This is a genomic window from Pseudolysinimonas yzui (assembly GCF_014653215.1).
Lineage (GTDB): Bacteria > Actinomycetota > Actinomycetes > Actinomycetales > Microbacteriaceae > Pseudolysinimonas_A > Pseudolysinimonas_A yzui.
This window is the reverse complement of the sequence record NZ_BNAI01000004.1, coordinates 66,328-90,520: the sequence shown is the minus strand read 5'-3', so window position 1 is coordinate 90,520 and position 24,193 is coordinate 66,328. Positions and strand designations below refer to the sequence as shown.

Sequence of the window (24,193 nt, the reverse complement as noted above, 5' to 3'; positions counted from 1 at the left end):
GGCGGGTGCTCCGGCTCGTCGTCCTCATCTCCGGGGGCGGGAGCAACCTCCGTGCCCTCCTCGAAGCGAGCGAAGACGCCGAGTTCCCCGCCCGGGTCGTCGCGATCGGTGCCGACCGCGACGCCGACGGCCTCGCGCACGGCGAGGAGTACGGCATCCCCACATTCGTGGTGCCGTTCGGCGCGTTCCCGACCCGGGAGCAGTGGGGCGCCGAGCTGCTCGCGCAAGTGCGGCAGTGGGATGCCGACCTCGTCATCCTCTCCGGGTTCATGCGGCTGCTGCCGCCCGCGGTGGTGTCGGCCCTCGCCCCGAACCTGCTCAACACCCATCCGGCGTACCTGCCCGAGTTCCCCGGCGCCCACGGCGTGCGGGATGCCCTCGCCGCCGGGGTCTCCGAGACCGGGGCGAGCGTCATCGTCGTCGATGACGGCATCGACAGCGGCCCGATCGTCGCCCAGCGTCGCGTGCCCGTGCTGCCCGGTGACACCGAGTCGCGGCTGCACGACCGCATCAAGCTCGTCGAACGCGAACTGCTCGTGCAGGTCGTGCTCGACATCGCCAACTCCCACATCGATCTGAAGGACCTATGAGCGGCGCATCCATCGACCCGTCCCTGTACCGCGAACGCGACCTCGTGCCGATCAAGCGCGCGATCGTCGCCGTGAGCGACAAGACGGGGCTGATCGAGCTAGCTCAGGCGCTCGCCGACGCGGGCGTCGAGATCGTCTCGACCGGCGGAACGTCGGCGGCGATCGCGGCGGCCGGCATCCCCGTCACCCAGATCGGCGACCTCACCGGGTTCCCCGAGCACCTCGACGGGCGGGTGCGCACCCTGCACCCGAAGGTGCACTCGGGCCTGCTCGCCGACCTGCGTCTCGAGTCGCACGAGACCGAGCTGGCGACCTTCGAGATCGAGCCGTTCGAGCTGGCCGTCATCAACCTGTACCCGTTCGCGGCGACCGTCGCGTCGGGAGCCGAACCGGATGCGGTGGTCGAGCAGATCGACATCGGCGGCCCCGCGATGGTGCGGGCGAGCGCGAAGAACCACGCCAACGTCGCCGTCGTCACCGACCCGGCGCGCTACGGCGATATCGTCGACGCGCTCGCCGCGGGCGGGACGAGCCTGCTGCAGCGCCGCGAACTGGCCCGCGAGGCGTTCCGGCACACGGCGACCTACGACATCGGCGTCGCCTCCTGGATCGGCAGCGTGCTCGCGCCCGACGACGAAGGCAGCGGGTTCCCCGGCTGGATGGGTGCCTCGTGGGAGCGTGCCGACGTGTTGCGCTACGGCGAGAACTCCCACCAGCGGGCCGCGCTGTACACCAGCCCGAACGGCGTCGGCATCGCCCAGGCCCGCCAGCTGCAGGGCAAGGAGATGTCGTACAACAACTACGTCGACGGGGATGCCGCGGTGCGCGCCGCGTACGACCACGAGACCCCGACGGTCGCGATCATCAAGCACGCCAACCCGTGCGGCATCGCCACCGCGGCGACCGTCGCCGAGGCCCACGCCCTCGCCCACGCCTGCGATCCGGTGTCGGCGTTCGGCGGGGTCATCGCGGCGAACCGGCCGATCACGCGCGAGGCCGCCGAGTCGATCGCGCCGATCTTCACCGAGGTGATCATCGCCCCGGGATTCGAGCCCGGCGCCCTCGAGGTGCTCGCGGGCAAGACCAACCTCCGGCTGCTCGAGCTGCCGTCCGGGTTCGCCGACGGGCGCACCGAGTTCCGGCGCATCTCGGGCGGCCTTCTCGTGCAGACGATCGACCGGCAGTTCACCCCGGCGCTGCAGTGGAAGCTCGCTGCCGGACCCGCCGCCGACGAGGCCACGCTCGCCGACCTCGAGTTCGCCTGGCGCGCCTGCCGCGCGGTGAAGTCGAACGCGATCCTGCTCGCCTCGGGCGGAGCCTCCGTGGGCGTCGGCATGGGCCAGGTCAACCGGGTCGACTCGTGCAAGCTCGCGGTCGAGCGGGCCGGCGACCGCGCGCGCGGAAGCGTGGCGGCATCCGATGCCTTCTTCCCGTTCGAAGACGGCCCGCAGATCCTGATCGACGCCGGGGTGAAGGCGATCGTGCAACCCGGCGGGTCGGTGCGGGATGCCGAGACGATCGCCGCGGCCGAGCGGGCCGGTATCACGATGTACTTCACGGGCGAGCGGCACTTCTTCCACTGAGCAGCTTTCTTCGCTCATCCGGTGGCGGTCGCCGGCCTGGCGGCCTAGTCTGGAAGGCTGCCCTGCCACCAGGGCGGCACCTCTCCTTCTGATGCCAGATACCTCTTCCGTTCCCACGCCCACGCGCGCCGGGACCACGCGCACCTTGTTGCGCCTGCTTCCCTTCGTGCGCCCCGCCCTGCCGCGCATCATCCTCGGGATGGTCGCCGCGCTGCTCGCCGGACTCGTCGCGCTCGGCATCCCGCTCGTGCTGCAGGCTCTCGTCGACGGCCCGCTCGCCAGCGGCGACTCGGCGCAGGTCTGGCCGGCGGCGATCATCGTGCTCGTGCTCGGCGTCCTCGAGGCGGCGTTCATCATGGCGCGGCGGTTCTTCGTGCTCACCCCGGGCACGCACGTCGAGGCGCACCTGCGCACGACGCTGTACACGAAACTTCAGGACCTGCCGGTGGCGTTCCACGACCGGTGGCAGAGCGGGCAGCTGCTGTCGCGGGCGATGAGCGACCTCGGGCTGATCCGGCGGTGGCTGTCGTTCGGCGTCGTGCTGCTCATCGTCAACCTCGTCACGATCGTCGTCGGCGCCGTCGTGCTGTTCTTCTGGAACTGGATCCTCGCGCTCGTCTTCCTCGTCTGCTCCATCCCGCTGTGGATCTACGGCTACGTGTTCGAGCAGAAGTACTCGGTCGTCGCGCGGCGCTCGCAAGACCAGCAGGGCGACCTCGCGACCGCCGTCGAAGAGAGCGTGCACGGCATCCGCGTGCTCAAGGCGTTCGGGCGCGGCAAGCACTCGCTCGAGAAGTTCACCCGGCAGGCCGACCAGCTGCGCGGCACCGAGCTCGACAAGGCGCGGGCGATCGCGAACATCTGGCTCTGGCTGCTGCTCGTGCCCGACGTCGCGTTCGCGCTGTGCCTCGGGGGCGGCGTCTGGCTGGTGGCGAACGACCAGATGACGGGCGGCGCCCTCGTCGCGTTCTTCGCCACCGCGACGGTGCTGCGTTTCCCGATCGAGTCGATCGGGTTCCTGTTGTCGATGACCTTCGACACCCGCACCGCGGTCGACCGGCTCTTCGAGGTGCTCGACTCGCCCAACCCGATCACCGACCCGACCGACCCGGCCACCGTCACCGAGCCCCGCGGACGCCTCACCTTCGAAGGGGTGCACTTCCGCTATCAGGATGCCGGCCCCGACGTTCCCGACCTCGTCGACGGGGTCGACCTCGAACTGGAGCCCGGCGAGACGATGGCGCTCGTCGGACTCACCGGCTCGGGGAAGACCACCCTCACCGCGCTCACCACCCGGCTCTACGACGTGACGGGCGGGGCGATCAAACTCGACGGCGTCGACATCCGGGATCTCACCCGCGAAGAGCTGCGCCGCCGCGTCGCGATGGCGTTCGAGGACGCGACGCTGTTCTCGGCGTCGGTGCGCGACAACGTGCTGCTCGGACGGCCCGAGCTGACCCCCGGCAGCCAGGAAGCGGATGCCGTGCTCGCCGAAGCCCTCGAGATCGCGCAGGCGGAGTTCGTGGCCGAGCTGCCCGACGGTGAGAACACGACGGTCGGCGAGGAGGGGCTCTCGCTCTCGGGTGGACAGCGTCAGCGGCTCGCGCTCGCGCGTGCGGTCGCCGCCGCCCCGTCGGTGCTCGTGCTCGACGACCCGCTGTCGGCGCTCGACGTCGACACCGAGGCGCGGGTCGAGGCGGCTCTGCGTCGCGTGCTCGCCACGACGACCGCGCTCATCGTCGCCCACCGCCCCTCGACCGTGCAGCTCGCCGACCGGGTCGCCCTGCTGCAAGACGGCAAGGTCACGGCGGTCGGCACCCATTCGCAGCTTCTGGCGACCAACGACCACTACCGCTACGTGATCTCGTCGCTCGAACCCGACAACACCCGGGAGGTGGAGAAGTGAGCGTCACCGGCGTCGAAGGCGAAGAGCGCGGCGATTACACCCGCGACGAGAGCCGGCAGATCCGGGCGCGGTCGCGCCGCCTGCTCGGCTCGCTGCTGCGGCCCGTGCGCGGCCGCGTCATCCTCACCCTGTTCGTCGTCGTCGTGAGCACCGCCGCCCAGGTGGCGGGCCCCGCCCTCATCGCCCTCGGCATCAACGAGGGGCTGCCCGCCGCCCTCGAGGGCCGGTTCGTGCCGCTCGGGCTCGCGGTCGGCGCCTACCTGGTGACCGGGGTGCTGGGCGCGGTGCTGATCGCCTGGTACACGATGCTGTCGGCGCGGGTGAGTCAGGCGATCCTGTTCGACCTGCGCCGTCGGGTGTTCCTGCATGCGCAGCGCCTGAGCCTCGAATTCCACGAGAGCTACACCTCGGGCCGCATCATCGCCCGCCAGACCAGCGATCTCGAGTCGATCCGCGAACTGCTCGACTCGGGGCTCAACGGACTCGTGCGCGGCGTGCTCTACATGGCCTTCATCGGCGTCGCCCTCGTGGTGTTCGATCCGGTCAGCGCCCTGGTGATCGCGGCATCCCTCGTGCCCCTCGCCTTCCTCACCCGCTGGTTCCAGACCCGTTCGCAGCGCGGCTTCCGGGCGACGCGCGTCGCGTCGGCGCGGCTCATCGTGAAGTTCGTCGAGACGATGACCGGCATCCGCGCGGTCAAGGCGTTCCGCACCGAGAAGCGCAACGACGCCGAGTTCGGTGACCTGGTGGAGGACTACCGCGACTCGAACGCCAAGGTGATCAAGCTGTTCGGCATCTTCGATCCGGGGCTCATCCTGATCGGCAACACGGCGGTCGCCGTCGTGCTGCTCGTCGGCGGCTTCCGGGTCATCGACGGCGGGCTCGCGATCGGATCGCTGCTGGCCGTGCTGCTCTACACCCGCCGCTTCTTCGACCCGATGGAGGAGATGGCGATGTTCTACAACTCCTACCAGTCGGCGGCCGCGGCGCTCGAGAAGATCTCGGGCGTGCTCGAAGAGGAGCCGAGCGTGCCCGATCCGGTCGACCCGGTCGACCTCTGGACGGCCCGCGGTGCCCTCGACTTCCGTGACGTGCGTTTCGCCTACGGCGGCGACCGCACGGTGCTGCCCGACTTCTCGCTCTCGATCCCCGCGGGGCAGACGGTGGCGCTCGTGGGCTCGACCGGTGCCGGCAAGTCGACACTGGCCAAACTGCTCGCCCGGTTCTACGACCCCACCGCGGGCACCGTCGAACTGGATGGCATCGACCTGCGTCGCCTCCATCCGAAAGACCTGCGCCGCGCGATCGTCATGGTCACGCAGGAGGCCTACCTGTTCAGCGGATCCGTGGCCGAGAACATCGCCCTCGGCAAACCGGATGCCACGATCGACGAGATCGTCGCCGCCGCCCGGGCGGTGGGGGCCGACACGTTCATCGACAAGCTGCCCGACGGCTACGACACCGACGTGAACAAGCGCGGCGGGCGCGTCTCGGCCGGTCAGCGACAGTTGTTGTCGTTCGCGCGGGCGTTCCTCGCCGACCCGGCCGTGCTCATCCTCGACGAAGCCACCGCATCCCTCGACATCCCGAGCGAACGGCTCGTGCAGGAGGGTCTCACGACGCTGCTCGCCGACCGCACGGCCATCATCATCGCCCACCGGCTGTCGACGGTCTCGATCGCCGACCGGGTGCTCGTAATGGAGCACGGCACGATCGTCGAAGACGGCACCCCGGCCGACCTGATCGCCGGCACCGGGCGGTTCTCGCGCCTGCACGCCGCCTGGAAAGACAGTCTGGTCTAGCCGTCGGCCCGGGAGCAGACTGGGCGCATGACGACGATCACCCCGTTCCTGTGGTTCGACGACGGCCTCGAGCAGGCGATCGAGCGCTACCGCACGGTGTTCGACGACGTCGAGGTGCACCACGAGCAGCGGCTGCCCGACGGCGACGGGACGTTCGGCGGCTCGATCCTCGTCGCCGAGTTCTCGATCTGCGGTCAGCGGGTGATGGGGATGAACGCGGGGCCGCAGTTTCCGCACACCGAGGCCTTCTCGTTCTACGTGCGCTGTGCGGACCAGGCCGAAGTGGATCGGTACTGGGACGGCCTCATCGCCGATGGCGGCGAGGAGTCGCAGTGCGGCTGGCTCCGCGACCCGTGGGGGGTCTCGTGGCAGATCATCCCGGAGGCGCTGGAGCGACTGCAGGCCGACCCCGACCGGGACGCGGCGAATCGTGTGACGCAGGCGATGCTCGGGATGCGCAAGATCATCGTCGCCGAGCTCGAGGACGCCTTCGCCGCCGAGTAGGACGAGGCCGAGCGGACTAACCGGGGGAGTGCCGGGCCAGGCGCAGGTTCACCCGGTACCCGTCATCGGTGGTGAGCAGCGGGGTGCCTTCCGCGCGGAAGTGCTCGAGCGCACGGTCTTCGTGACCCGCGGCCGCGTGACCCGACGCCCGGATGACGCGCCACCAGGGCACATCCGATCCGTACCAGGCCATGACGTTGCCGACCGCGCGAGCCGCACGCGACCCGAGGACCGCCGCGACATCCCCGTACGTCATCACCCGCCCCGGCGGGATCGCGGCGACGACCTCGAGCACCGCCTCCGCGAAGTCGGCGGCCGGAGCAGGCCTCACAGGTCGAGTGCGCCGAGGTTCTCGCCGAACGGCGTCTGCCCGATGACGCGGAAGCCGACCGACTCGAAGAAGGCACCAGGCCCGGCGTCGCCCGGGGCCCACACCACGGTCGCCCGCGAGTAGCCGCGCTTGCGTGCCTCGTCGGCGAACGCCGCGACCGCGAAACGCCCGACGCCGCGACCCTGTGCCTTGGCGGAGACGTTGACGCGCCAGAGTGCGGCGCGCAGGAACTCTTCGGGGGCGTCCTCGTCGAAGGCGCCCATGATGTAGCCGACGACCTCGTCGTCGTCGAGGATGACGCGGGGCCACGATCCGGCGGGGTCGAGTTGCTGTTCGGCGTGGGTGTAGGTCTCCGGTTCGAGGAAGTCCTCTTGCCCGGGCTTCAGCGTCAGACGGTTCGCCGCCGAGATCGTCTCGGCGTTCAGCTCGTTCAGTCGCAGCTCACCCATGCGGTCCAGGCTAACCCGCTCGTGGCGCGACGGTCAGGGTATCTCGATATCGAGATATATCGGATGCGCGGTAGGCTGGTCGGCGGCCTCCCCGAGGGGTCGTCCGTCGAGAGGAAAACAGTGGTCGAGAAGATCAAGGTCGAAGGTGTCGTCGTCGAACTCGACGGCGACGAGATGACGCGCATCATCTGGCAGTTCATCAAGGACCGCCTGATCCACCCCTACCTCGACGTCACCCTCGAGTACTACGACCTCGGCATCGAGCACCGTGACGCGACCGACGACCAGGTCACGATCGACGCGGCCCACGCCATCCAGAAGCACGGCGTCGGCGTGAAGTGCGCCACGATCACCCCCGACGAGGCGCGCGTCACCGAGTTCGGGCTCAAGAAGATGTGGAAGTCGCCGAACGGCACGATCCGCAACATCCTCGGCGGCGTCATCTTCCGCGAGCCGATCATCATCTCCAACATCCCGCGCCTCGTGCCCGGCTGGAACAAGCCGATCATCGTCGGCCGCCACGCGTTCGGCGACCAGTACCGCGCGACCGACTTCCGCTTCGAGGGCAAGGGCACGCTCACCATGTCGTTCCAGCCCGAAGACGGCAGCGAGGCGCAGAGCTTCGAGGTCTTCCAGGCGCCCGGCTCGGGCGTCGCGATGGCGATGTACAACCTGGATGCCTCGATCACCGACTTCGCGCGGGCGTCGTTCAACTACGGCCTGGCTCGCAAGTACCCGGTCTACCTGTCGACGAAGAACACGATCCTCAAGGCCTACGACGGCCGGTTCAAGGACATCTTCCAGGAGATCTTCGACGCCGAGTTCAAGGCGCAGTACGACGCCGCCGGCCTCACCTACGAGCACCGCCTCATCGACGACATGGTCGCCTCGGCGCTCAAGTGGGAGGGCGGCTACATCTGGGCCACCAAGAACTACGACGGCGACGTGCAGAGCGACACCGTCGCGCAGGGTTACGGCTCGCTCGGCCTGATGACCTCGGTGCTCACCACCCCCGACGGCAAGATCGTCGAGGCCGAAGCCGCCCACGGCACGGTCACCCGGCACTACCGTCTGCACCAGCAGGGCAAGCCGACCTCGACCAACCCGATCGCGTCGATCTACGCCTGGACCCGCGGGCTCATGCACCGCGGCAAGCTGGACGGCAACCAGGCCCTCATCGACTTCGCGCAGAAGCTCGAGGATGTCGTCATCGCCACCGTCGAGAGCGGCAAGATGACCAAGGACCTCGCGACCCTCGTCAGCGACGACCAGCCGTACCTGACGACCGAGGACTTCCTCGCCGCGATCGACGAGAACCTCAAGGCCAAACTGAGCTAGCTCGTCGCCAGGGCGTTCTCGAGGACGACCCAGGCGAGCATCGCGCATTTGACCCGTGCGACATAGCGGGATACCCCGCCGAGGGCGACCGCGTCGCCGAAGTGCTCCTCGTCGAGTTCGATCTCGCCGCGGGAGCGCAATGCGGTGCGGAACCGCTCCACGCGGTCGCGCGCGTCGCTGACGGTCGCGCCCTCGAGCAGCCCGGTGAGCAGGGATGCCGAAGCCTGCGAGATCGCGCATCCGTGGCCTTCCCAGGTGATCGACCGGATGACGTCGCCCTCGACGGTCACGGCGAGGTCGATCTCGTCACCGCACAGCGGGTTCACCTCGCGCGCGCGACCCGTCCAGCCGTCGACGATGCCGCGACCGTCGGGCTCGCGGGAGTGGGTCAGGATGACCTCCTGGTAGAGCGCCCGCAGGTCGTCGGTGCTCACGGCCGCACCCCGAAGAACCCGGCGGCGTCGGCGACCGCGATGAGGAACCGCTCCACCTCGTCGTCGGTCGTGTAGAGCGCGGTACTCGCCCGCGAGCTCGCCGTGAGGCCCAGGCGCCGGTGCAGGGGCTGGGCGCAATGGTGGCCGACCCGGATGGCGATGCCCCGGTCGTCGAGGAACTGGCCGAGGTCGTGCGGGTGCACGCCAGCGAGGTCGAACCCGGCGAGCCCGACCCGTTCGGCGGTCGCCGACCCGAGCACCCGCACTCCGCTGACCGCGGCGAGGCCCTCGACGAGCCGCCTGCCCAGCCGGCGATCGTGCGCGGCGATGCGCGGCATCCCGATCGCGTCGAGGTAGCGCACCGCGGCGGCGAGCCCGATGGCCTGGGAAACGCGCTGCGTCCCCGCCTCGAAGCGTTGCGGGGGAGGGAGGAACTCGGCGCGTTCGAGCGTCACCGTCGTGATCATCGACCCGCCGGTGAGGAACGGCGGCAGTCGCTCGAGCAGCGCGCGCTTTCCGTAGAGCACACCGACTCCGGTCGGGCCGAGCATCTTGTGGCCCGAGAACACGGCGATGTCGACATCGAGCGCGCGCACGTCGAGGGGGATGTGCGGGGCGCTCTGGCACGCGTCGAGCACGACGATCGCGCCGACAGCATGGGCCGCCGCGACGAGTTCGGCGATCGGGTTGACGATGCCGATCACGTTGGAGACGTGCGAGACCGCCACCACCCGCGTGCGATCGGTGATGACGTCGCCGATGAGGTCGAGGCGCAGCGCCCCCTCGTCGTCGACCGGCAGATGCCGCAGCACGGCCCCGGTGCGCCTCGCGAGCTGCTGCCACGGGATGAGGTTGGCGTGATGCTCGAGCTCGGTCACGACGAGCTCGTCGCCCGGCGCGATCGCGAGGGCGGGATCGCCGTCGCCGTACGCCGCGTTGGAGAGGGCGTAGGCGACGAGGTTGATGCCCTCGGTCGCGTTGGAGGTCCACACGATTTCGCCCGGGTCGGCGCCCACGAACGCCGCGACCGTCGCTCGGGCTTCCTCGAACTCCTCGGTGGCCTCCGCAGCGAGGGTGTGCGCCCCGCGATGCACCGCCGAGTTGCGTCGCTCGAGGAAGTCACGCTCGGCGTCGAGCACGGCGCGCGGCTTCTGCGACGTCGCCGCCGAATCGAGATAGGCGAGAGGGTGACCGCCCACCGTCTCGCCGAGGATCGGGAAGTCGCGCCGGAAGGTCAGCACCTCGGCCTCGGTGAGCCCCGGGGCGATCAGGTGCGTCGTCAGGTCGGGCGTGCTCACATCATCGAGTCTGACGCGTCGCGTCGGGTTTCGCTGAGGCGAAGGGACCGCGGAGGGCGGCCCACTGCAGCAGCATGATCGTCTTCGCGTCGACGATGCCGGTGCCGATCTGGGCGAGGGCGTCGTCGAAGCCCAGTTCGATGACGTCGATGTGCTCGCCCTCGTCGGCGAGCCCGCCGCCGGCGTGCCGGGCCGTCTCGGGCGAGTAGCGCGCGGCATAGAAGTGGATGCGTTCGGTCACCGAGCCGGGGCTCATGTAGACGTCGAAGACGTGCTCGAGGTCGGCGATCTCGTGGCCCGTCTCCTCGACCGCCTCGCGCCGGATGGCGGTCTCCGGATCGTCGTCGTCGAGCAGTCCGGCGGCGGTCTCCAGCAGCATCCCGTCGGGGTGGTCGTTGACGTACACCGGGTAGCGGAACTGGCGGGTGAGCAGCACGGTGCGACGGTCCGGGTCGTAGAGCAGGATGGTGGCGCCGTTGCCGCGGTCGTAGGTCTCGGCGACCTTCGCGATCCAGCTGCCGACGGCATCCCGTTCCCGGAATCGGGTGCGGCGCAGCACGTGCCACCCCGCGGCGAGCAGCTCGACCTCGTCGACGATCACGCCGGGATTGCGGTCGAGGCCGAGCCCGGTGAGGTGCAGGCCGGTGCGGCCGCGGTGGTCGGGTTCGTCGGCGCCGAGCATTCTCCCAGCGTACGTTCACGCCGGAGTACCGAAGAGCCCCGGGTGCGCGGGGCATCCGGGGCTCGTCGCGTTTCGTCGGGTCAGGTCTCGACGGCGACGTCGGTCGCGGCGGGGCTGCCCGCCTGCACCTCGATCTTGCGCGGCTTGGCCTGCTCGCTCACCGGGATGACGACGCTGAGCACGCCGTTCTCGTACGAGGCCGAGATCGCGGCGGTGTCGATGCCGGCACCGAGGTTGAGCTGGCGCAGGAACGTGCCGCCGTTGCGCTCGCGGGCGAGCCACTTGACGCCCTCCTGGCTGCGCGGGGTGCGCTCGGCGCGGATGGTGAGCAGCTGACCGTCAACGTCGATGTCGACGCTGCCCGGGTCGATGCCCGGAAGGTCGGCGTTCAGCACGTAGTGGTCGCCGTCCCGGTAGAGGTCCATCGGCATCAGCCGCGGGCCCTGACGGGAGTCGAGAAGCTGCCCCGCGACGCGGTCCATCTCGCGGAACGGGTCGAAGAACATGGCCATCAGATCCTCCTGGAATCGATAACTTGAGTCCCCATGACTCAACTATCAGGAGGTTAGCACTCGGGTATTGCGAGTGCCAGATCTTCCCGATCGCCCTCGGCGAACGCCCGCGATGGGTGCCGGGCGGGATCAGTACCCGACGAAGACGTCGGTGTGGATGCGCCGCACCCCCGCCGCGCGCAGGGCCTTCCTGAGGTTCGCGACCATCGCCGGCGGGCCGGAGAGGAAGACGTCGCGCCGCACGGCATCCGGAACCGCCGCGAGCAGCGCCTCGCCCGAGAGCCGGTCGGGTCCGATCCAGGTCCACCCGGCGGGGAGGTTCGCGGGCTTGTCGGGCGACGCGATCGCGACACGGCATCCAGCTCGTTCGAGCTGCTCGGCGTAGGCGAGGTCGTCGAGCGACGAGATCGCGTAGACCACCGCGATGTCGCGCTCGCCCGACTCGGCGGCGGCGTGTTCGAGGTGCCCGATGAACGGGGTGATGCCGATTCCGCCCGCGACGAGCAGCAGCGGACGCGCGGGATCGTTCGGCAACAGGAAGTCACCGCCGACGCTCGTCGCCGACACCTTCGTTCCGGGTTCGAGGGCGAGCAGGGCGCGCTTGAACGAACTCGACTTCTCGGGAAGCCGGATGCCGAACCGCAGCACCTCGCCGGGAGCCGACGCGATGCTGAACACCCGCCGCCACCCCCGGGAGTCGGTCTTGTCGTGCGGCAGCGTCAGCTCCATGAACTGCCCCGGCCGGAAGGCGACCGGCCGCCGGGAGCGGAAGTCGAACTCCCACGACGACGGGCTCAACTGGCGGCGACCGATGAACTCCAGGTGGATGCCGCGGCGCTGACCGACGAGGAACGCGAGGAGGTTCGCGACCAGCAGGGCGAACTCGGGGGCGTTGGCGAGGATCGCGACGCCCGACGTCGTCCACATCAGCAGGCCGACGACGCCCGCGTAGACCAGTTGCTGCCAGCGGCGCGGGGGAAGCGTCAGGGGCTCGCTGAGCATGAACCCGGCGAGGAAGAACGTGGGGGCGCTGATCAGCGCGAAACTCGCGGCCGATCGCAGGTCGCTGCCGATCAGCAGGTAGAAGGCGATGCCGGCGATGGCCGCCACCGCGATGAACACCGCGCCCATCGGCAGCCGACGGGTGCGGAACAGGATGAGGAATGCGGCGACGACCACGAACGGCAGCAGCCAGGCGGTTCCGACCCACCAGATCGGCTTCCAGAACTGACCGGCCGCGACGCCGATCAGGCTCGCGACGAATCCGCCGAACGCCGCGGGGTTGAAGAGGTGGCGACCGCGGACCGCGATGAGGTACTTGCTGGCGACGGCCACCGCGCCGGCGACGGCGAGACCGACGAGACCGGGCAACTCGAGGGTCGGGAACATCAGGAAGAACAACAACTGGGCGGTGATGACCGTCGAGGTGGTGTGCGACCGCACGCGGAAGATCGCGGCGAGCACGAGATTCACCCCGATGGTCACGACCAGCAGCACCGCGAAACTGACGACCATCGCGAGCGGCGTCGCGACCGGGACGACGCCCAGGAAGCTGAAGACGACCGCAAACACCTGAAGCACACCCAGGCAGTAGGCGATGAGGCGGTACATCGTCACGCGCCCGAGGAGCGCATCGAGCCAAGCGGTCATTCGAAGATCTCCCCTGGGAAGTGGTCGGACGCGTCGACGCGCCCATCACCCCACATTCTGGCGAAAGCGGCGCCGTGGCGGGCGACCAGTTGCGGATCCGGGTCGAGGAACAGCGCGGTGGCGATGCCGTCGGCGACGAGCGCGGTCGGCGCGATCACCCAGGTCGCGATGACGTCGCGGGTGGGGAGGCCGGTGGCGGCGTCGAGCACGTGGTGGAGCCCGTCGCCCCACGCCCGGCGATTGGATGCGCTCGCGCAGAACGCCCCGTCGCGGAGGTCGGCGACGCCCACGGCCTTGCGGGGATCGAGGGGATGCTCGAGCGCGATCCGCATCGGCACGTCGCGGGTGCGCAGATCGCCGCTCGCGTCGACGATGTGCTCGCGGATGCCCGCGGCCGCGAGCACGTCGCTCACGAGGTCGACGAGGTACCCCTTGCCGGCGGCGCCGACATCCAGCAGCACCGGCCGCACCGTCTCGAGCGCCTCGCCGTCCCAGGCGACCGCGTCGTCCCACGACGGAACCGTGGGGATGTCGGCGGCGGCGCGCAGCCGGTACGCGGCGTCGTAGCCGAGGGCCTCGAGGGTGCGCCCGACGAGCGGGGACACCCGGCCGGAGGTCGCGTCGTAGAGTTCGCGGTAGAAGCCGAGAAGGGCGACCGCGTCGGCCGGCAGCACGTGGCGGCCCGGTTGCGCCGCGATCCGTGAGACGAGCGAGTCGGCCCGAAAGCGTGACCAGTCGCGGTCGAAGCGTTCCACCCGTTCGCTGACCGCGCGCGCGACGTCAGGCGGGAGCGGCTCCCGGGTGTCGATGCGCCAGTGCGTGCCGATCGCCTCGAATCGCCAGGCGACCGGAAGCGGGTCGACGATCACGGGAGTCGCCGGCCGGGTCGATCAGGCGAGGGCGTCGGCCTTGATGGCCTCGAGGGCCTGGTTGAACCCGCCGCTCGTGAGCGACGACCCGCCGACGCGCGACACGTTGAGGGTGTCGATGTCCTTGCCCTTCACCTCCGCGGCGATCCCCGAGGCGAACTGCCCCTGGAACTGCGCCTGGTTGCCCTCGGTGGCGTGCGGGGTGACGACGACATCCGTCACGACGTCGTCGACGAGGGTGATCTCGACCGTGATCGACTCTTCGCCCGACGGGGCGTTGTACGAGCCGTCGGCGGTGTAGGTGCCGTCGGCGTACTCGGCGGAGGTGTCGACCTCGCCGCCGCCGTTGCCGACGTCGCTGCCGCCGTCTGCGGTGGCGGCGCTGCAGCCGGCGAGTGCGGTGGCGACGCCGAGTCCGGCGAATCCGAGGGCGAGGAGGCGAGGAGTCTGTGAGGAGGCCATGAGTTCAGCCTTCCAGAGTTCGGTGCGCCGAAGTCTTTCTTCTCCCCGTGAATTTGCTGGACGTGTCACCCACCGGCGCTGCGCGGGCGAACGAGCGCCGTGCTCCGCGGATCATCGCGCGCACCACGATCGGATGCGCGAGGCGCACCGGCACGAAGTACACCCGTCCCCGCCAGCCGTTGAACCGCACGGTCGTCGTCACCCGCAGCAGTCGCATCCGCTCGTCGATCGCGACGCCGCATCGGAAGTCGAGGTGCGTGTCGTCGGCCGCGATGAGCACCTCGTCGCCGACGCGTTCCCTGACCTGGAACACGTCGCGGGGAGCGGGCGGGATGCCGATGAGCCGCACGGCGAGCTGGCGCACGTGCAGCGCCGCGACGACCCAGCGCGGCATCGACTCCAGGCCGAACAGGGTGCGCGCCCACACCGCCGGATCGACGGGGTCGTCGGGTCCGATGGGGGCGATGCTGGCGTCGGCGTAGTCGGGGTGCGGGATGTCGCGCAGCGCGATCGACCAGGCTGTGAGGCTCATCCGGCGTCCTTCCATACGGTGGCGTATGTCGCTCCGTACGCTAGCGTATGGTCATGGCATCCGCAACTCGCCTCAGCGCGGACGACTGGATCGCCGCCGGCTACGCGCGCTTTCACGACGGCGGACTCGGCGGGGTGCGGGTCGAGGCGATCGCACGCGACCTCGGCACGACGAAGGGCTCGTTCTACCACCACTTCGCCGACCGGGCCGCCCTCGTCGCCGCGGTCATGGACCGGTGGTCGCGCGAAGAGACCGACCGGTTCACGGTGGAAGCCGATGCCGCCGCCGACCCGCGCGAACGGCTCGCGGTGCTGTTCCGAGCGATCAGCCAGCGCCGGATGCCCGGCGAGGCCAGCCTCTACCTCGACGCGGAACGGGAGGGCGTCACCGACTGGGTGCGCACCGTGACCGCACGCCGGGTCGACTACGTCGCCTCGGCGCTCGTCGAGCTCGGCATCGAGACGGACGAGGCGCGGCGTCGAGCGTTCGCGGCGGTCGGGACGGCCCTCGGACTCGAGCTGCTCGCTCGTGGCGGTGCCGGACCCCTGATGGTCGACCGGGGCGACATGGTGGGCAGCCTGCTCCGGGCGCTGACGGCCTGAGCGGAGTCAGCCCGGAAGATCACAAGTTTGTTAACCATCCTCTCAAAAGTTGCGTTCGGTTTGTTCGTAGGGTTTACTAACCCGCATGCCCTCCCGCTCGTCACTGCGAACGACCGCCAAGTCGCTCCCTGAGCACGCCCGGGGACACAACCGGTCGCTCGTCCTTCAGACCCTGTACTCGGCGGGCGCGATGAGTCGTGCCGATCTCGCCCGGGCGACCGGCCTGACCCGCGTGACGATCTCCGACCTGATCTCGGAGCTGATCGCCGACGCCCTCGTCGTCGAACAGGGCACGCGTGACGAGGCCCGTCCGGGCAAGCCGGCGACGCTGGTCGACATCGATCGCGCCGGCTTCCGCATCCTCGGCATCGACCTCTCCGCGCACGACGCGTTCCGCGGGGCGCTGCTCGACCTCGATGGCGGAGTCCACGACCGCGTCACTGTGGCACTCGACGGCGCGACCGGCGAAGCCGCGGTCGCCAAGGTCATCGATCTCGCACGCGATCTCGCGGCGCGCGCGACGGTGCCGATCCTCGGGGTCGGGATCGGGTCGCCCGGTGTCGTCGACCTCGCCGGCATCGTGTTGACCGCGCCGAACCTCGGCTGGCACGATCTCCCGCTTCAGGAGCGCCTCACCGCCGAACTCGGCCTTCCCACCCTCGTCGCGAACGACGCGAACGTCGCCGCGCTCGCCGAGCACTCGTTCGGGGATGCCTTGAGCGACACGATGGTCGTCAAGATCGGCAACGGTGTCGGTGCAGGGCTCCTCGTCGGCGGCACCCTGCTTTCGGGGGCCCGCTTCTCGGCGGGCGAGATCGGCCACGTCGTCGTCGGCACCGACGGCGGCGAGGAGTGCGCGTGCGGCAAGCGCGGCTGCCTGGAGACCTGGCTTGCCACGCCCCGGCTCGAAGCCCGCATCGCGGCCGCCCCCGGCGACCGCGACGAGATCCTCGCCCGCGCCGGCGAGCGTCTCGGCATCGCCCTCGCCCCGATCGTCGGGGCCCTGGATCTCGCCGAGGTCATCCTCAGCGGTCCCAGCCACCTGCTCGACGGCCCGCTCGCATCGGCGGCCCTCACCACCCTTCGCGCGCGCACGATGGCCGAGTTCCACGGCGATCTGAGCCTGCGGGGAAGCGCGCTCGGAGAGGACATCGTCATGCGCGGCGCCGCCGCCATGGTGCTCTCCGGTCGGCTCGGGGTCAGTTGACCCCATGCACCACGGGGTGTCCGCAGCCCTGCGGCACCGTCGCCCTAGGAAAGGAAACACGACAATGAGGAAACTCGCTCTCGCCGCGGCTGTGGCCGCGAGCGCGATCGTCCTCGCCGGGTGCTCGACGCCCTCCGGCGGAGACGGGGAACCCGCCGAGATCCGCGTCTGGCTCGTCGGTGCGGACACCCCGCAGGACGCGCGCGACTACCTGATCGAGACCTTCGAAGAGGAGAACCCCGGCTCCACCCTCGTCATCGAGGAGCAGCAGTGGACCGGTCTCGTCGACACGCTCACCACGGCGCTCTCGTCGAGCGACAGCCCCGACATCGTCGAGGTCGGCAACACGCAGGCCCCGGCCTTCACGTCGGTCGGCGCGTTCCGTGACCTGAGCGGCATCTACGAGGACCTCGGCGGGGATGACCTCCTCCCGGGCTTCGTCGAAGCCGGCAGCTACGAGGGCACCCTCTACGCGGCGCCCTACTACTCGGGTGCGCGGGTGGTCTTCTACAACACGGCGCAGTACGCGCAGGCCGGCGTCGAGGTTCCCGCGACGCTCGACGAGTACGTCGCCAACGCCGGCACGATCGCGGAGGCGCTGCCCGGTGTCTCGGGGGTCTACTGGCCCGGCCAGGACTGGTACAACGCCCTGCCGTTCATCTGGGAGAACGGCGGCGAGGTCGCGGTGTTCGACGGCGGCGAGTGGGACGCGCAGTTCTCCAGCCCCGAGTCGCTCGCCGGCCTCGAGCAGGTCGCCGAGGTGGCGGCCTCCTCCACCGCCCCGAAGGACGGCGACGAGACGGATGTCTGGGTGCCGTTCCGTGAGCAGCAGGGCGCGACCCTGTCGGCTCCGAGCTGGGCGTACTGGTCGATCATCGCGGACGCCGACCAGGCCCCGACGGCGCTGACCGACACGCTCGGCTACTACGCCCTCCCGGGCAAGGACGGCGGCGCGGCCCAGGTGTTCGCCGGCGGCTCGAACATCGCCATCTCGGCGAAGTCGGCTCATCCCGAGCTGGCCGAGAGCGCGCTGAAGATCATCTTCAGCGACGAGTACCAGGGCATCCTCGCGGCGAACGGGCTCGTTCCGGCGAAGACCTCCCTCGGCGGCGACGTCGCGGCGGCCACGCCGGAGCTCGCGGCGATCATCGCCGACGCGGCGGCCAACGCGAAGCTCACCCCGGCCTCGCCGAAGTGGGCGGATGTCGAGGCGGCCCGACTGCTGCAGGACTTCTTCGTGAAGATCGCCACCGGCGGTGACATCGAGGAGCTGGCCACGCAGCTGGACCTCGACATCGAGGACATCCTCAACGGGTGAGTAGTACGGCGGCGCGGCACGATTCGACCGTGCCGCGCCGCCGGCGCCCGTCGCCCTAGGAAGACTCCGGGGCACGCCAGAAACCTATCCGAAAGGCCCCGCCATGTCTCAGACCGCACGTGTGCGGCGACGGCGCGACCTCACCCCCCTGTTCCTGCTGATTCCGGCCGGGGTGGTGCTGCTCGCCCTCACCGCCTGGCCGCTCATCCAGCTGGTCGTCACCTCCTTCCTCGAGTTCGGCCGCGCCCAGATCTTCGGCGCCCCGCCGGTGTTCGTCGGCCTCGACAACTACGCCGACGTGCTCACCGACGCCGAGTTCTGGCAGGTGCTCGGCCGTAGCGTCGCCTTCTGCCTCGTGAACGTGCTGCTGACGATGCTGCTCGGCATCGCGATCGGCGTGCTCATGACCAAGCTCGGCGGCGGCTTCAAGCTGCTCGTCTCGGTCGGCCTGCTGCTGGCCTGGGCGATGCCGCCGGTGACGGCGAGTGTCGTCTGGGGGTGGATCTTCGACACCGATCGCGGCGTCGTGAACTACCTGCTCACCCAGATCACCGGCGCCGACTTCTCCGGGCACTCCTGGCTCATCGACCCGCTCTCGTTCTTCTTCGTCGCGACGATCATCGTCACCTGGCAGGCGATCCCGTTCGTCGCGTTCACCGTCTTCGCCGGGCTGACCCAGGTGCCGAACGAAGTGCTCGAGGCCGCCGAGATCGACGGCGCGACCGGCTGGCAGCGCTTTCGCTTGATCGTGCTGCCCTACCTGCGCGGCGTGCTCGTCATCCTGCTGATCCTGCAGATCATCTGGGACATGCGCGTGTTCTCGCAGATCTACGCGCTGCAGACCGTCGGCGGCATCGCGGCGGAGACCAACACGATCGGCGTCTACATCTTCAAGGTCTCGATCGGGGCCGGCGACCTCGGGGCGGGCGGCGCGATCTCGGTGCTGCTCGTCATCCTCATGCTCGCCCTCTCCGGCTACTACATCCGCTCGCTGCTCAAGCAGGAGGAATCGTGAGGCGCGAACTGACCCCGACGCAGCCGCGGTCGCGCCCGGTGCGCGTGCTGCTCAACGTCATCGCGGTCGTCGTCTTCGTCGCCTCCGCGTTCCCGGTGTACTGGATGATCAACTCGGCGTTCCTGCCGAACAGCGCGATCCGCGAGCAGACCCCGCACTTCTTCCCCGACCAGTTCACCGTCGACAACTTCGTGAAGGTCGTGACGCAGCCGTCGGGAACCATCGAGTTCCTCCCCGCGCTCGGCACCTCGCTGTTGGTGACCCTCAGCACGGTCGTGCTCGCGGCGGTGTTCGCCTTCTTCGCGGCGCTCGCCCTCTCCCGGTTCCGCTTCCGCTCCAAGAAGACGCTCATCGTCGGGTTGCTCGTCGCGCAGATGATCCCCGCCGAGGCGATGATCGTGTCGATCTTCCGCGTGCTGGACGGCTGGCAGCTGCTCAACTCGATCGTCGGTCTGACGCTCGTCTACCTCGCCGTGGTGCTGCCGTTCACGATCTGGACGCTCCGCGGCTTCGTCGCCGGCATCCCGGTCGAGCTCGAGGAGGCGGCGATGGTCGACGGCTGTTCGCGGTTCGGCGCGTTCTTCCGGGTGACCCTGCCGCTGCTGTGGCCGGGGCTCACCGCGACCGGGGTGTTCGCATTCATCCAGGCGTGGAACGAGTTCCTGTTCGCCCTCGTCATCATGCAGAAACCCGAGGTGCGCACCCTCCCGGTGTGGTTGCGGGCCTTCGTGCAGGCGACGCAGGCGACCGACTGGGCGGCGATCATGGCCGGTTCGACGCTCATCGCCGTGCCCGTCATCGTGTTCTTCCTGCTCGTGCAGGGCCGCATGGTGGGCGGCATGGCGGCCGGGGCGGTGAAGGGATGACTCCGTCCACGAAGAGAGCGGTGGATGCCGTGCTGCTGCCCGGTTTCGTCGGCACGACCCTGCCCGGCTGGGTCGCCGATCGGCTGCGTGGCGGACTCGCGGGGGTGTGCCTCTACGGCGAGAACGTCGTGTCGGCCGCGCAGCTTGCGGCCCTGGTCGCGGAGATCCGTGCCGTGAAGCCCGATGCCCTCGTCGCGATCGATGAGGAGGGCGGGGATGTCACGCGCGTGCACTACCTTGACGGGTCGCCCTACCCGGGTGCGGCCCTGCTCGGGCGTCTCGACGATGTCGGGCTGACGGCAGCCGTCGGGGCGGCGGTCGCGGGGGAGCTGCGCGGCATCGGCGTCGACCTCAACCTCGCACCCGTCGCCGACGTCAATTCCGACCCGCGCAATCCGGTGATCGGCGTGCGCAGTTTCGGGGCCGACCCGGCGCTCGCCGCCCGCCACGTCGCCGCCTTCACCACCGCTCACGAGCACGCCGGCGTCGCCACGAGCGTCAAGCACTTTCCGGGGCACGGCGACACCGCGGCCGACTCGCACCTCGCGCTGCCGGTGGTCGACGTCGGGCTCGACGTGTTACGCGCCCGCGACCTCCCGCCGTTCCGCGCGGCGATCGACGCCGGGGCGCGCACCGTCATGACGTCGCACATCCTGCTCCCGCAGATCGATCCCTCGGGGCCGGCGACGTTCTCGTCGCGGATCCTCGGTGACCTGCTGCGTCGTGAGCTCGGCTTCGAGGGCGTGATCATCTCGGATGCCCTCGACATGGCTGGGGCCGCCGAGTTCCCGAGTCCCGACGGGGCGACCGGCATCCCGGCGGCCGCGGCGCGTGCCCTCGCGGCGGGGTGCGACCTGCTCTGCCTCGGCACCGGCGGGTCGCCCGCCCAGCTCGACGCGATCGCCGAAGCGGTGGCCGATGTCGATCCCGCCCGCCTGGCGGATGCGTCGTCCCGCGTGGCGTCGCTCGTCGCATCGCTGCGGAGCGCTCCCGTCGATGTCGAAGCTCTCGACCTCGACGCCGCCCGTCTCGTGGCGGGCTTCGCGGTCGCCGAGGGCGCCACGCCCGCCCCCGACGCGACGCTCGTCGCCGTCGAGACGACCGCCAACATCGCCGTCGGCGTCGCCCCGTGGGGTCCCGCGGCGGCCGGTGCCGACGTGCGCACGATCCGCGCCGGCGAACCGCTTCCCGCCGATCTCGCCCCCGAGGCGACGGTCATCCTCGTCGCGAAAGACGTGCACCGGCATCCGGAGGTCGCCGCGCTCGCCGACGTCGTGCGCGCGACGCGTCCGGGCAGCCTCGTCATCGACATGGGCTGGCCGTCGGGGCCCGTCGACGTCGCGACCTACGGCGGCTCGCGCGGGGTCGGGGCCGCGCTCCTGCACTGGCTGCGCACCGGGGGGTGGCGAGGATGACGCTGCGGATCGGAATCGACATCGGCGGCACCAAGACCGAGGCCGTGGCGCTCGCCGCCGACGGCACGGTCGTGGCCGAGCATCGGCTCGCGACCGGCTTCGGTGCTGCTGCTGTACTCGACACGGCCGAAAACGCCGTCCGAGCATTGGCTGCGGCTCTCGGTTCAACCCCCGAGGAGTTCACGACGGTCGGGGTGGGCATTCCGGGAGCCGTCGATCGGGCGACCGGGCGGGTCGCGCACGCCGTCAACCTCGGGCTGGAAGACCTCGACCTCGGCGGCGATCTCGCCGCGCGGCTGGGACGCCCGGTGCGCGTCGAGAACGACGTCAACGCGGCCGCACTCGGCGCCTGGCAGGCACTCGGCGGCGGCGATTCCGACTCGATGGCCTACCTCAACCTCGGCACCGGCCTCGCGGCGGGGCTCGTGCTCGGCGGTCGGCTGTGGCGCGGCTCCCGCGGGGTCGCGGGCGAGATCGGGCACATCCCGGTCGATCCCGCTGGCCCGGTCTGCCCCTGCGGCCAGCGCGGTTGTCTCGAACTCGCGGCGTCCGGGTCGGGCCTCGCCCGCTCCTGGGCGGGCGGCGACTCGGTGCGCGAGCTGTTCACCACGGCCGCAACAGGGGACGCCGATGCCGTGGCCGTGCGCGACCGGCTCGTCGAACACGTCGCGGCGGCGGTTCGCCTGCTCGTGCTCACCGTCGATCCCGACCGTGTCGTCATCGGTGGCGGACTCAGTTCGCTCGGCGACGAGCTGCTCGGCGCCGTGCGGGCGGTGCTCGAGACGTGGGCCGCCGAGAGCGGGTTGCTCGCGATGCTCGACCTCGCCAGCCGAGTCGAGGTGCTGCCCCGCGACTTTCCGGCGGCCGCGGTGGGCGCGGCCCTTGTCGGCGCCTCCGGAGACTGAAATGGCCGAAGTCGTCATCGTGGGCTCGGCCGTCGAGGCCGGCGCGATCGCCGCCGACCGGATCGCGGCGCTGGTCGCCCGCAAGCCCGACGCCGTGCTCGGCCTGGCCACGGGATCCACCCCGCTCCCGGTGTGGGCGGCCCTTCGGGAGCGGGGGGTCGACCTGTCGCGCGTCCGCGGGTTCGCCCTCGACGAGTACCTCGGCCTGCCGCCGGGGGACCCCGAGAGCTACGCCTCCGTGATCGCTCGGGACGTCGTCGAGCCGCTCGGCCTCGACCCCGCGCTCGTGCGGGTGCCCGGCGACGACGGCGGGCCGGTCGAGACCGCGGGCGCACGATACGAGGCGGCGATCCGTGCCGCTGGGGGCGTCGACCTGCAGATCCTCGGAATCGGTCGCACCGGCCACATCGGCTTCAACGAACCCGGATCGTCGCTCGCGTCGCGTACCCGGGTCAAGACGCTGACCGATGCGACCCGCGCCGACAACGCACGGTTCTTCGACACGATCGACGACGTGCCGAGACATTGCCTCACCCAAGGCCTCGGCACGATCCTCGACGCCCGCGAACTGGTGCTGCTCGCGTTCGGGGAGGCGAAGGCCGAGGCCGTCGCCGGAGCCGTCGAAGGCCCCGTGTCGGCGTCGCTCCCGGGGTCGGTGATCCAACTGCACCCCGAAGTGACCGTGCTCGTCGACGAGGCCGCGGCCGGCCGGCTGCGATACGCCGACTACTACCGTGCCGCCTGGGAGCACCGCCCGGCCTGGCTGCGCTAGACGCGCAGACCCGCCGCCCAGACCGTCTGCACCGCGAACGTGTCATCGAGCACCACGACATCGGCGGCGAAGCCCGAGGCGAGCAAACCCAGACGGTGGTCGAGACGCAGGATGCGGGCGGGCGTCGCCGTCAGTGCGGCGACCGCCTCGGAACGAGGAAGCCGCAGCCGCTCGACCGCCAACCCGAGCGCAACATCCTGCGTGAGAGTCGAGCCCGCGATCGTCTCCGTGCCGGCGATGGTCGCGACGCCCGCGCGCACCGAGACGTCGAGACTGCCCAAGCGGTAGGGCCCGTCGCCTGCGGCGGCGGCGGCCATCGCGTCGGTGACGAGGGCGACGCGGCCGGGTGCCGCGGCGAAGGCGATGGCGGCGACGCTGGGGTCGACGTGCCGTCCGTCGAGCACGAGTTCGAGGCTCACCCGCTCGTCCTCGATGGCGGCGGCGACCGGGCCGGGGGCGCGGTGGTGGATGCCCGGCATCGCGTTGAACGCGTGGGTGAGCAGCGTCGCCCCCGCGTCGAACGCCGCGTGCGCGGTGGCGGCGTCGGCGTCGGTGTGGCCGATCGCGACGATCACCCCCGCGGACGCGAAACGGCGGATGGCCGCCACGGCCCCCGGGAGTTCGGGTGCGATCGTGACCTGGCGGAGGGTGCCGGCGGCTGCGGCGAGCAGCCGGTCGACCGTGGCGTCATCGGGGGAGCGCAGCATCTCGGCGGAGTGGGCTCCGCGACGCGACTCGGCGAGGAACGGCCCTTCGAGATGGCTGCCGAGCACGCGGGGATCGTCGGCGACGGCTCGTGCCACCCGGGCCAGTTGCTGCTCGAGGACCTCCACCGGTTCCGCGACGAGGCTCACGACCGAGCGAGTCGTGCCGTGCGCCCGGTGAGCCGCCAACGCCACCGCGCGGTCGCCCGTCGCGTAGTCCTCACCCCCGCCTCCGTGTCCGTGGAGGTCGATGAATCCCGGAGTGATCCACCGCCCCGACAGGTCGACGGTCTCATCGGCTGCCGGTCGATCCGCGCCGGAGCCCGTGGCCGCGATCGTGTCGCCGTCGAACAGGAGCCACGCATCCGGCCTCTCGCCGCGGGCATCCACGGCGGTCGCCGAATGCAGCAGCGTGGTCACGACTCCAGGCTATCGGCGCCGCGTCGG

At 70.6% G+C, this 24,193-nt stretch carries 25 protein-coding genes; 14 read left to right on the top strand and 11 right to left on the bottom strand.

Going from position 1 to position 24,193, the window contains the following annotated elements; all coding sequences use genetic code 11:
• Positions 1-5 precede the first annotated feature (5 nt).
• From purN to IE173_RS10735, 5 genes are all read left to right on the top strand, one after another.
• Positions 6-590: a phosphoribosylglycinamide formyltransferase gene (gene purN / locus IE173_RS10755; RefSeq protein ID WP_191283493.1), complete on the top strand. Its 585-nt coding sequence runs from the start codon at positions 6-8 to the stop codon at positions 588-590.
• Positions 587-2,173 (top strand): bifunctional phosphoribosylaminoimidazolecarboxamide formyltransferase/IMP cyclohydrolase, encoded by a 1,587-nt coding sequence (purH, locus tag IE173_RS10750; RefSeq protein ID WP_191283492.1) that lies wholly within the window; start codon positions 587-589, stop codon positions 2,171-2,173. Before purN ends, purH begins: the two co-directional genes overlap by 4 nt.
• A 91-nt stretch (positions 2,174-2,264) precedes the next feature.
• The gene (locus IE173_RS10745) at positions 2,265-4,079 is read left to right on the top strand and encodes an ABC transporter ATP-binding protein (RefSeq protein WP_191283491.1); all 1,815 of its coding nucleotides are present in this window, start codon (positions 2,265-2,267) and stop codon (positions 4,077-4,079) included.
• Positions 4,076-5,881, top strand: coding sequence for an ABC transporter ATP-binding protein (locus tag IE173_RS10740; RefSeq protein ID WP_191283490.1), 1,806 nt, complete (start codon positions 4,076-4,078; stop codon positions 5,879-5,881). Before IE173_RS10745 ends, IE173_RS10740 begins: the two co-directional genes overlap by 4 nt.
• A 27-nt stretch (positions 5,882-5,908) precedes the next feature.
• Positions 5,909-6,385 carry a VOC family protein gene (locus IE173_RS10735; RefSeq protein WP_191283489.1) on the top strand — a complete coding sequence of 159 codons (477 nt, stop codon included), beginning with the start codon at positions 5,909-5,911 and terminating at the stop codon, positions 6,383-6,385.
• Between the two features lie 16 nt (positions 6,386-6,401).
• On the opposite strand, the gene IE173_RS10730 is transcribed toward IE173_RS10735, so the two are convergent.
• Both IE173_RS10730 and IE173_RS10725 read right to left on the bottom strand, forming a co-directional pair.
• Complete coding sequence (locus IE173_RS10730; protein WP_191283488.1) at positions 6,402-6,716, bottom strand: MGMT family protein; 315 nt, start codon at positions 6,714-6,716, stop codon at positions 6,402-6,404.
• The gene (locus IE173_RS10725) at positions 6,713-7,165 is read right to left on the bottom strand and encodes a GNAT family N-acetyltransferase (protein WP_191283487.1); all 453 of its coding nucleotides are present in this window, start codon (positions 7,163-7,165) and stop codon (positions 6,713-6,715) included. The genes IE173_RS10730 and IE173_RS10725 overlap by 4 nt, the downstream gene beginning before the upstream one ends.
• A 63-nt stretch (positions 7,166-7,228) precedes the next feature.
• Between IE173_RS10725 and IE173_RS10720 the strand changes: the two genes are divergently transcribed.
• On the top strand, positions 7,229-8,503 hold the full coding sequence (locus tag IE173_RS10720; RefSeq protein ID WP_191283486.1) for an NADP-dependent isocitrate dehydrogenase: 1,275 nt from the start codon (positions 7,229-7,231) through the stop codon (positions 8,501-8,503).
• On the opposite strand, the gene sufU is transcribed toward IE173_RS10720, so the two are convergent.
• The 8 genes from sufU to IE173_RS10680 all read right to left on the bottom strand — a co-directional run bounded on the left by sufU (position 8,500) and on the right by IE173_RS10680 (position 14,942).
• Positions 8,500-8,937 (bottom strand): Fe-S cluster assembly sulfur transfer protein SufU, encoded by a 438-nt coding sequence (sufU, locus tag IE173_RS10715; protein ID WP_191283485.1) that lies wholly within the window; start codon positions 8,935-8,937, stop codon positions 8,500-8,502. The genes IE173_RS10720 and sufU overlap by 4 nt on opposite strands.
• The gene (locus IE173_RS10710) at positions 8,934-10,235 is read right to left on the bottom strand and encodes an aminotransferase class V-fold PLP-dependent enzyme (RefSeq protein WP_191283484.1); all 1,302 of its coding nucleotides are present in this window, start codon (positions 10,233-10,235) and stop codon (positions 8,934-8,936) included. Before IE173_RS10710 ends, sufU begins: the two co-directional genes overlap by 4 nt.
• Position 10,236: 1 nt before the next feature.
• The gene (locus IE173_RS10705) at positions 10,237-10,917 is read right to left on the bottom strand and encodes an NUDIX domain-containing protein (protein WP_191283483.1); all 681 of its coding nucleotides are present in this window, start codon (positions 10,915-10,917) and stop codon (positions 10,237-10,239) included.
• A gap of 80 nt (positions 10,918-10,997) precedes the next feature.
• A complete protein-coding gene (locus IE173_RS10700; RefSeq protein ID WP_191283482.1) occupies positions 10,998-11,429 on the bottom strand; it encodes an Hsp20/alpha crystallin family protein in 432 nt (143 codons plus the stop codon).
• Positions 11,430-11,558: 129 nt separating this feature from the next.
• Positions 11,559-13,079, bottom strand: coding sequence for an FAD-dependent oxidoreductase (locus IE173_RS10695; RefSeq protein WP_191283481.1), 1,521 nt, complete (start codon positions 13,077-13,079; stop codon positions 11,559-11,561).
• Positions 13,076-13,948: an FAD:protein FMN transferase gene (locus tag IE173_RS10690; RefSeq protein WP_191283480.1), complete on the bottom strand. Its 873-nt coding sequence runs from the start codon at positions 13,946-13,948 to the stop codon at positions 13,076-13,078. The genes IE173_RS10695 and IE173_RS10690 overlap by 4 nt, the downstream gene beginning before the upstream one ends.
• 21 nt (positions 13,949-13,969) lie before the next feature.
• Entirely contained in the window at positions 13,970-14,410 is a 441-nt protein-coding gene (locus tag IE173_RS10685) for a hypothetical protein (RefSeq protein ID WP_191283479.1), read from the bottom strand.
• A gap of 4 nt (positions 14,411-14,414) precedes the next feature.
• Positions 14,415-14,942 (bottom strand): DUF2867 domain-containing protein, encoded by a 528-nt coding sequence (locus IE173_RS10680; protein WP_229842052.1) that lies wholly within the window; start codon positions 14,940-14,942, stop codon positions 14,415-14,417.
• 53 nt (positions 14,943-14,995) lie between these two features.
• Between IE173_RS10680 and IE173_RS10675 the strand changes: the two genes are divergently transcribed.
• From IE173_RS10675 to IE173_RS10640, 8 genes are all read left to right on the top strand, one after another.
• A complete protein-coding gene (locus IE173_RS10675) occupies positions 14,996-15,544 on the top strand; it encodes a TetR/AcrR family transcriptional regulator (protein WP_191283477.1) in 549 nt (182 codons plus the stop codon).
• A gap of 85 nt (positions 15,545-15,629) precedes the next feature.
• Positions 15,630-16,751: an ROK family transcriptional regulator gene (locus tag IE173_RS10670; protein ID WP_191283476.1), complete on the top strand. Its 1,122-nt coding sequence runs from the start codon at positions 15,630-15,632 to the stop codon at positions 16,749-16,751.
• A 64-nt stretch (positions 16,752-16,815) separates the two neighbouring features.
• Positions 16,816-18,069, top strand: coding sequence for an extracellular solute-binding protein (locus tag IE173_RS10665; protein ID WP_191283475.1), 1,254 nt, complete (start codon positions 16,816-16,818; stop codon positions 18,067-18,069).
• Between the two features lie 103 nt (positions 18,070-18,172).
• The gene (locus tag IE173_RS10660; RefSeq protein WP_191283474.1) at positions 18,173-19,084 is read left to right on the top strand and encodes a carbohydrate ABC transporter permease; all 912 of its coding nucleotides are present in this window, start codon (positions 18,173-18,175) and stop codon (positions 19,082-19,084) included.
• Positions 19,081-19,950 carry a carbohydrate ABC transporter permease gene (locus IE173_RS10655; RefSeq protein WP_229842051.1) on the top strand — a complete coding sequence of 290 codons (870 nt, stop codon included), beginning with the start codon at positions 19,081-19,083 and terminating at the stop codon, positions 19,948-19,950. The genes IE173_RS10660 and IE173_RS10655 overlap by 4 nt, the downstream gene beginning before the upstream one ends.
• Positions 19,947-21,365: a glycoside hydrolase family 3 protein gene (locus IE173_RS10650; RefSeq protein WP_191283473.1), complete on the top strand. Its 1,419-nt coding sequence runs from the start codon at positions 19,947-19,949 to the stop codon at positions 21,363-21,365. Before IE173_RS10655 ends, IE173_RS10650 begins: the two co-directional genes overlap by 4 nt.
• Positions 21,362-22,270 carry an ROK family protein gene (locus tag IE173_RS10645; RefSeq protein WP_191283472.1) on the top strand — a complete coding sequence of 303 codons (909 nt, stop codon included), beginning with the start codon at positions 21,362-21,364 and terminating at the stop codon, positions 22,268-22,270. The genes IE173_RS10650 and IE173_RS10645 overlap by 4 nt, the downstream gene beginning before the upstream one ends.
• Position 22,271: 1 nt before the next feature.
• Positions 22,272-23,042, top strand: a complete 771-nt coding sequence (locus IE173_RS10640) for a glucosamine-6-phosphate deaminase (RefSeq protein ID WP_191283471.1) — start codon at positions 22,272-22,274, stop codon at positions 23,040-23,042.
• Here the strand turns inward: IE173_RS10640 and nagA are convergent.
• Complete coding sequence (gene nagA / locus IE173_RS10635) at positions 23,039-24,166, bottom strand: N-acetylglucosamine-6-phosphate deacetylase (protein WP_191283470.1); 1,128 nt, start codon at positions 24,164-24,166, stop codon at positions 23,039-23,041. The two genes, IE173_RS10640 and nagA, sit on opposite strands and share 4 nt — an antisense overlap.
• Positions 24,167-24,193 lie beyond the last annotated feature (27 nt).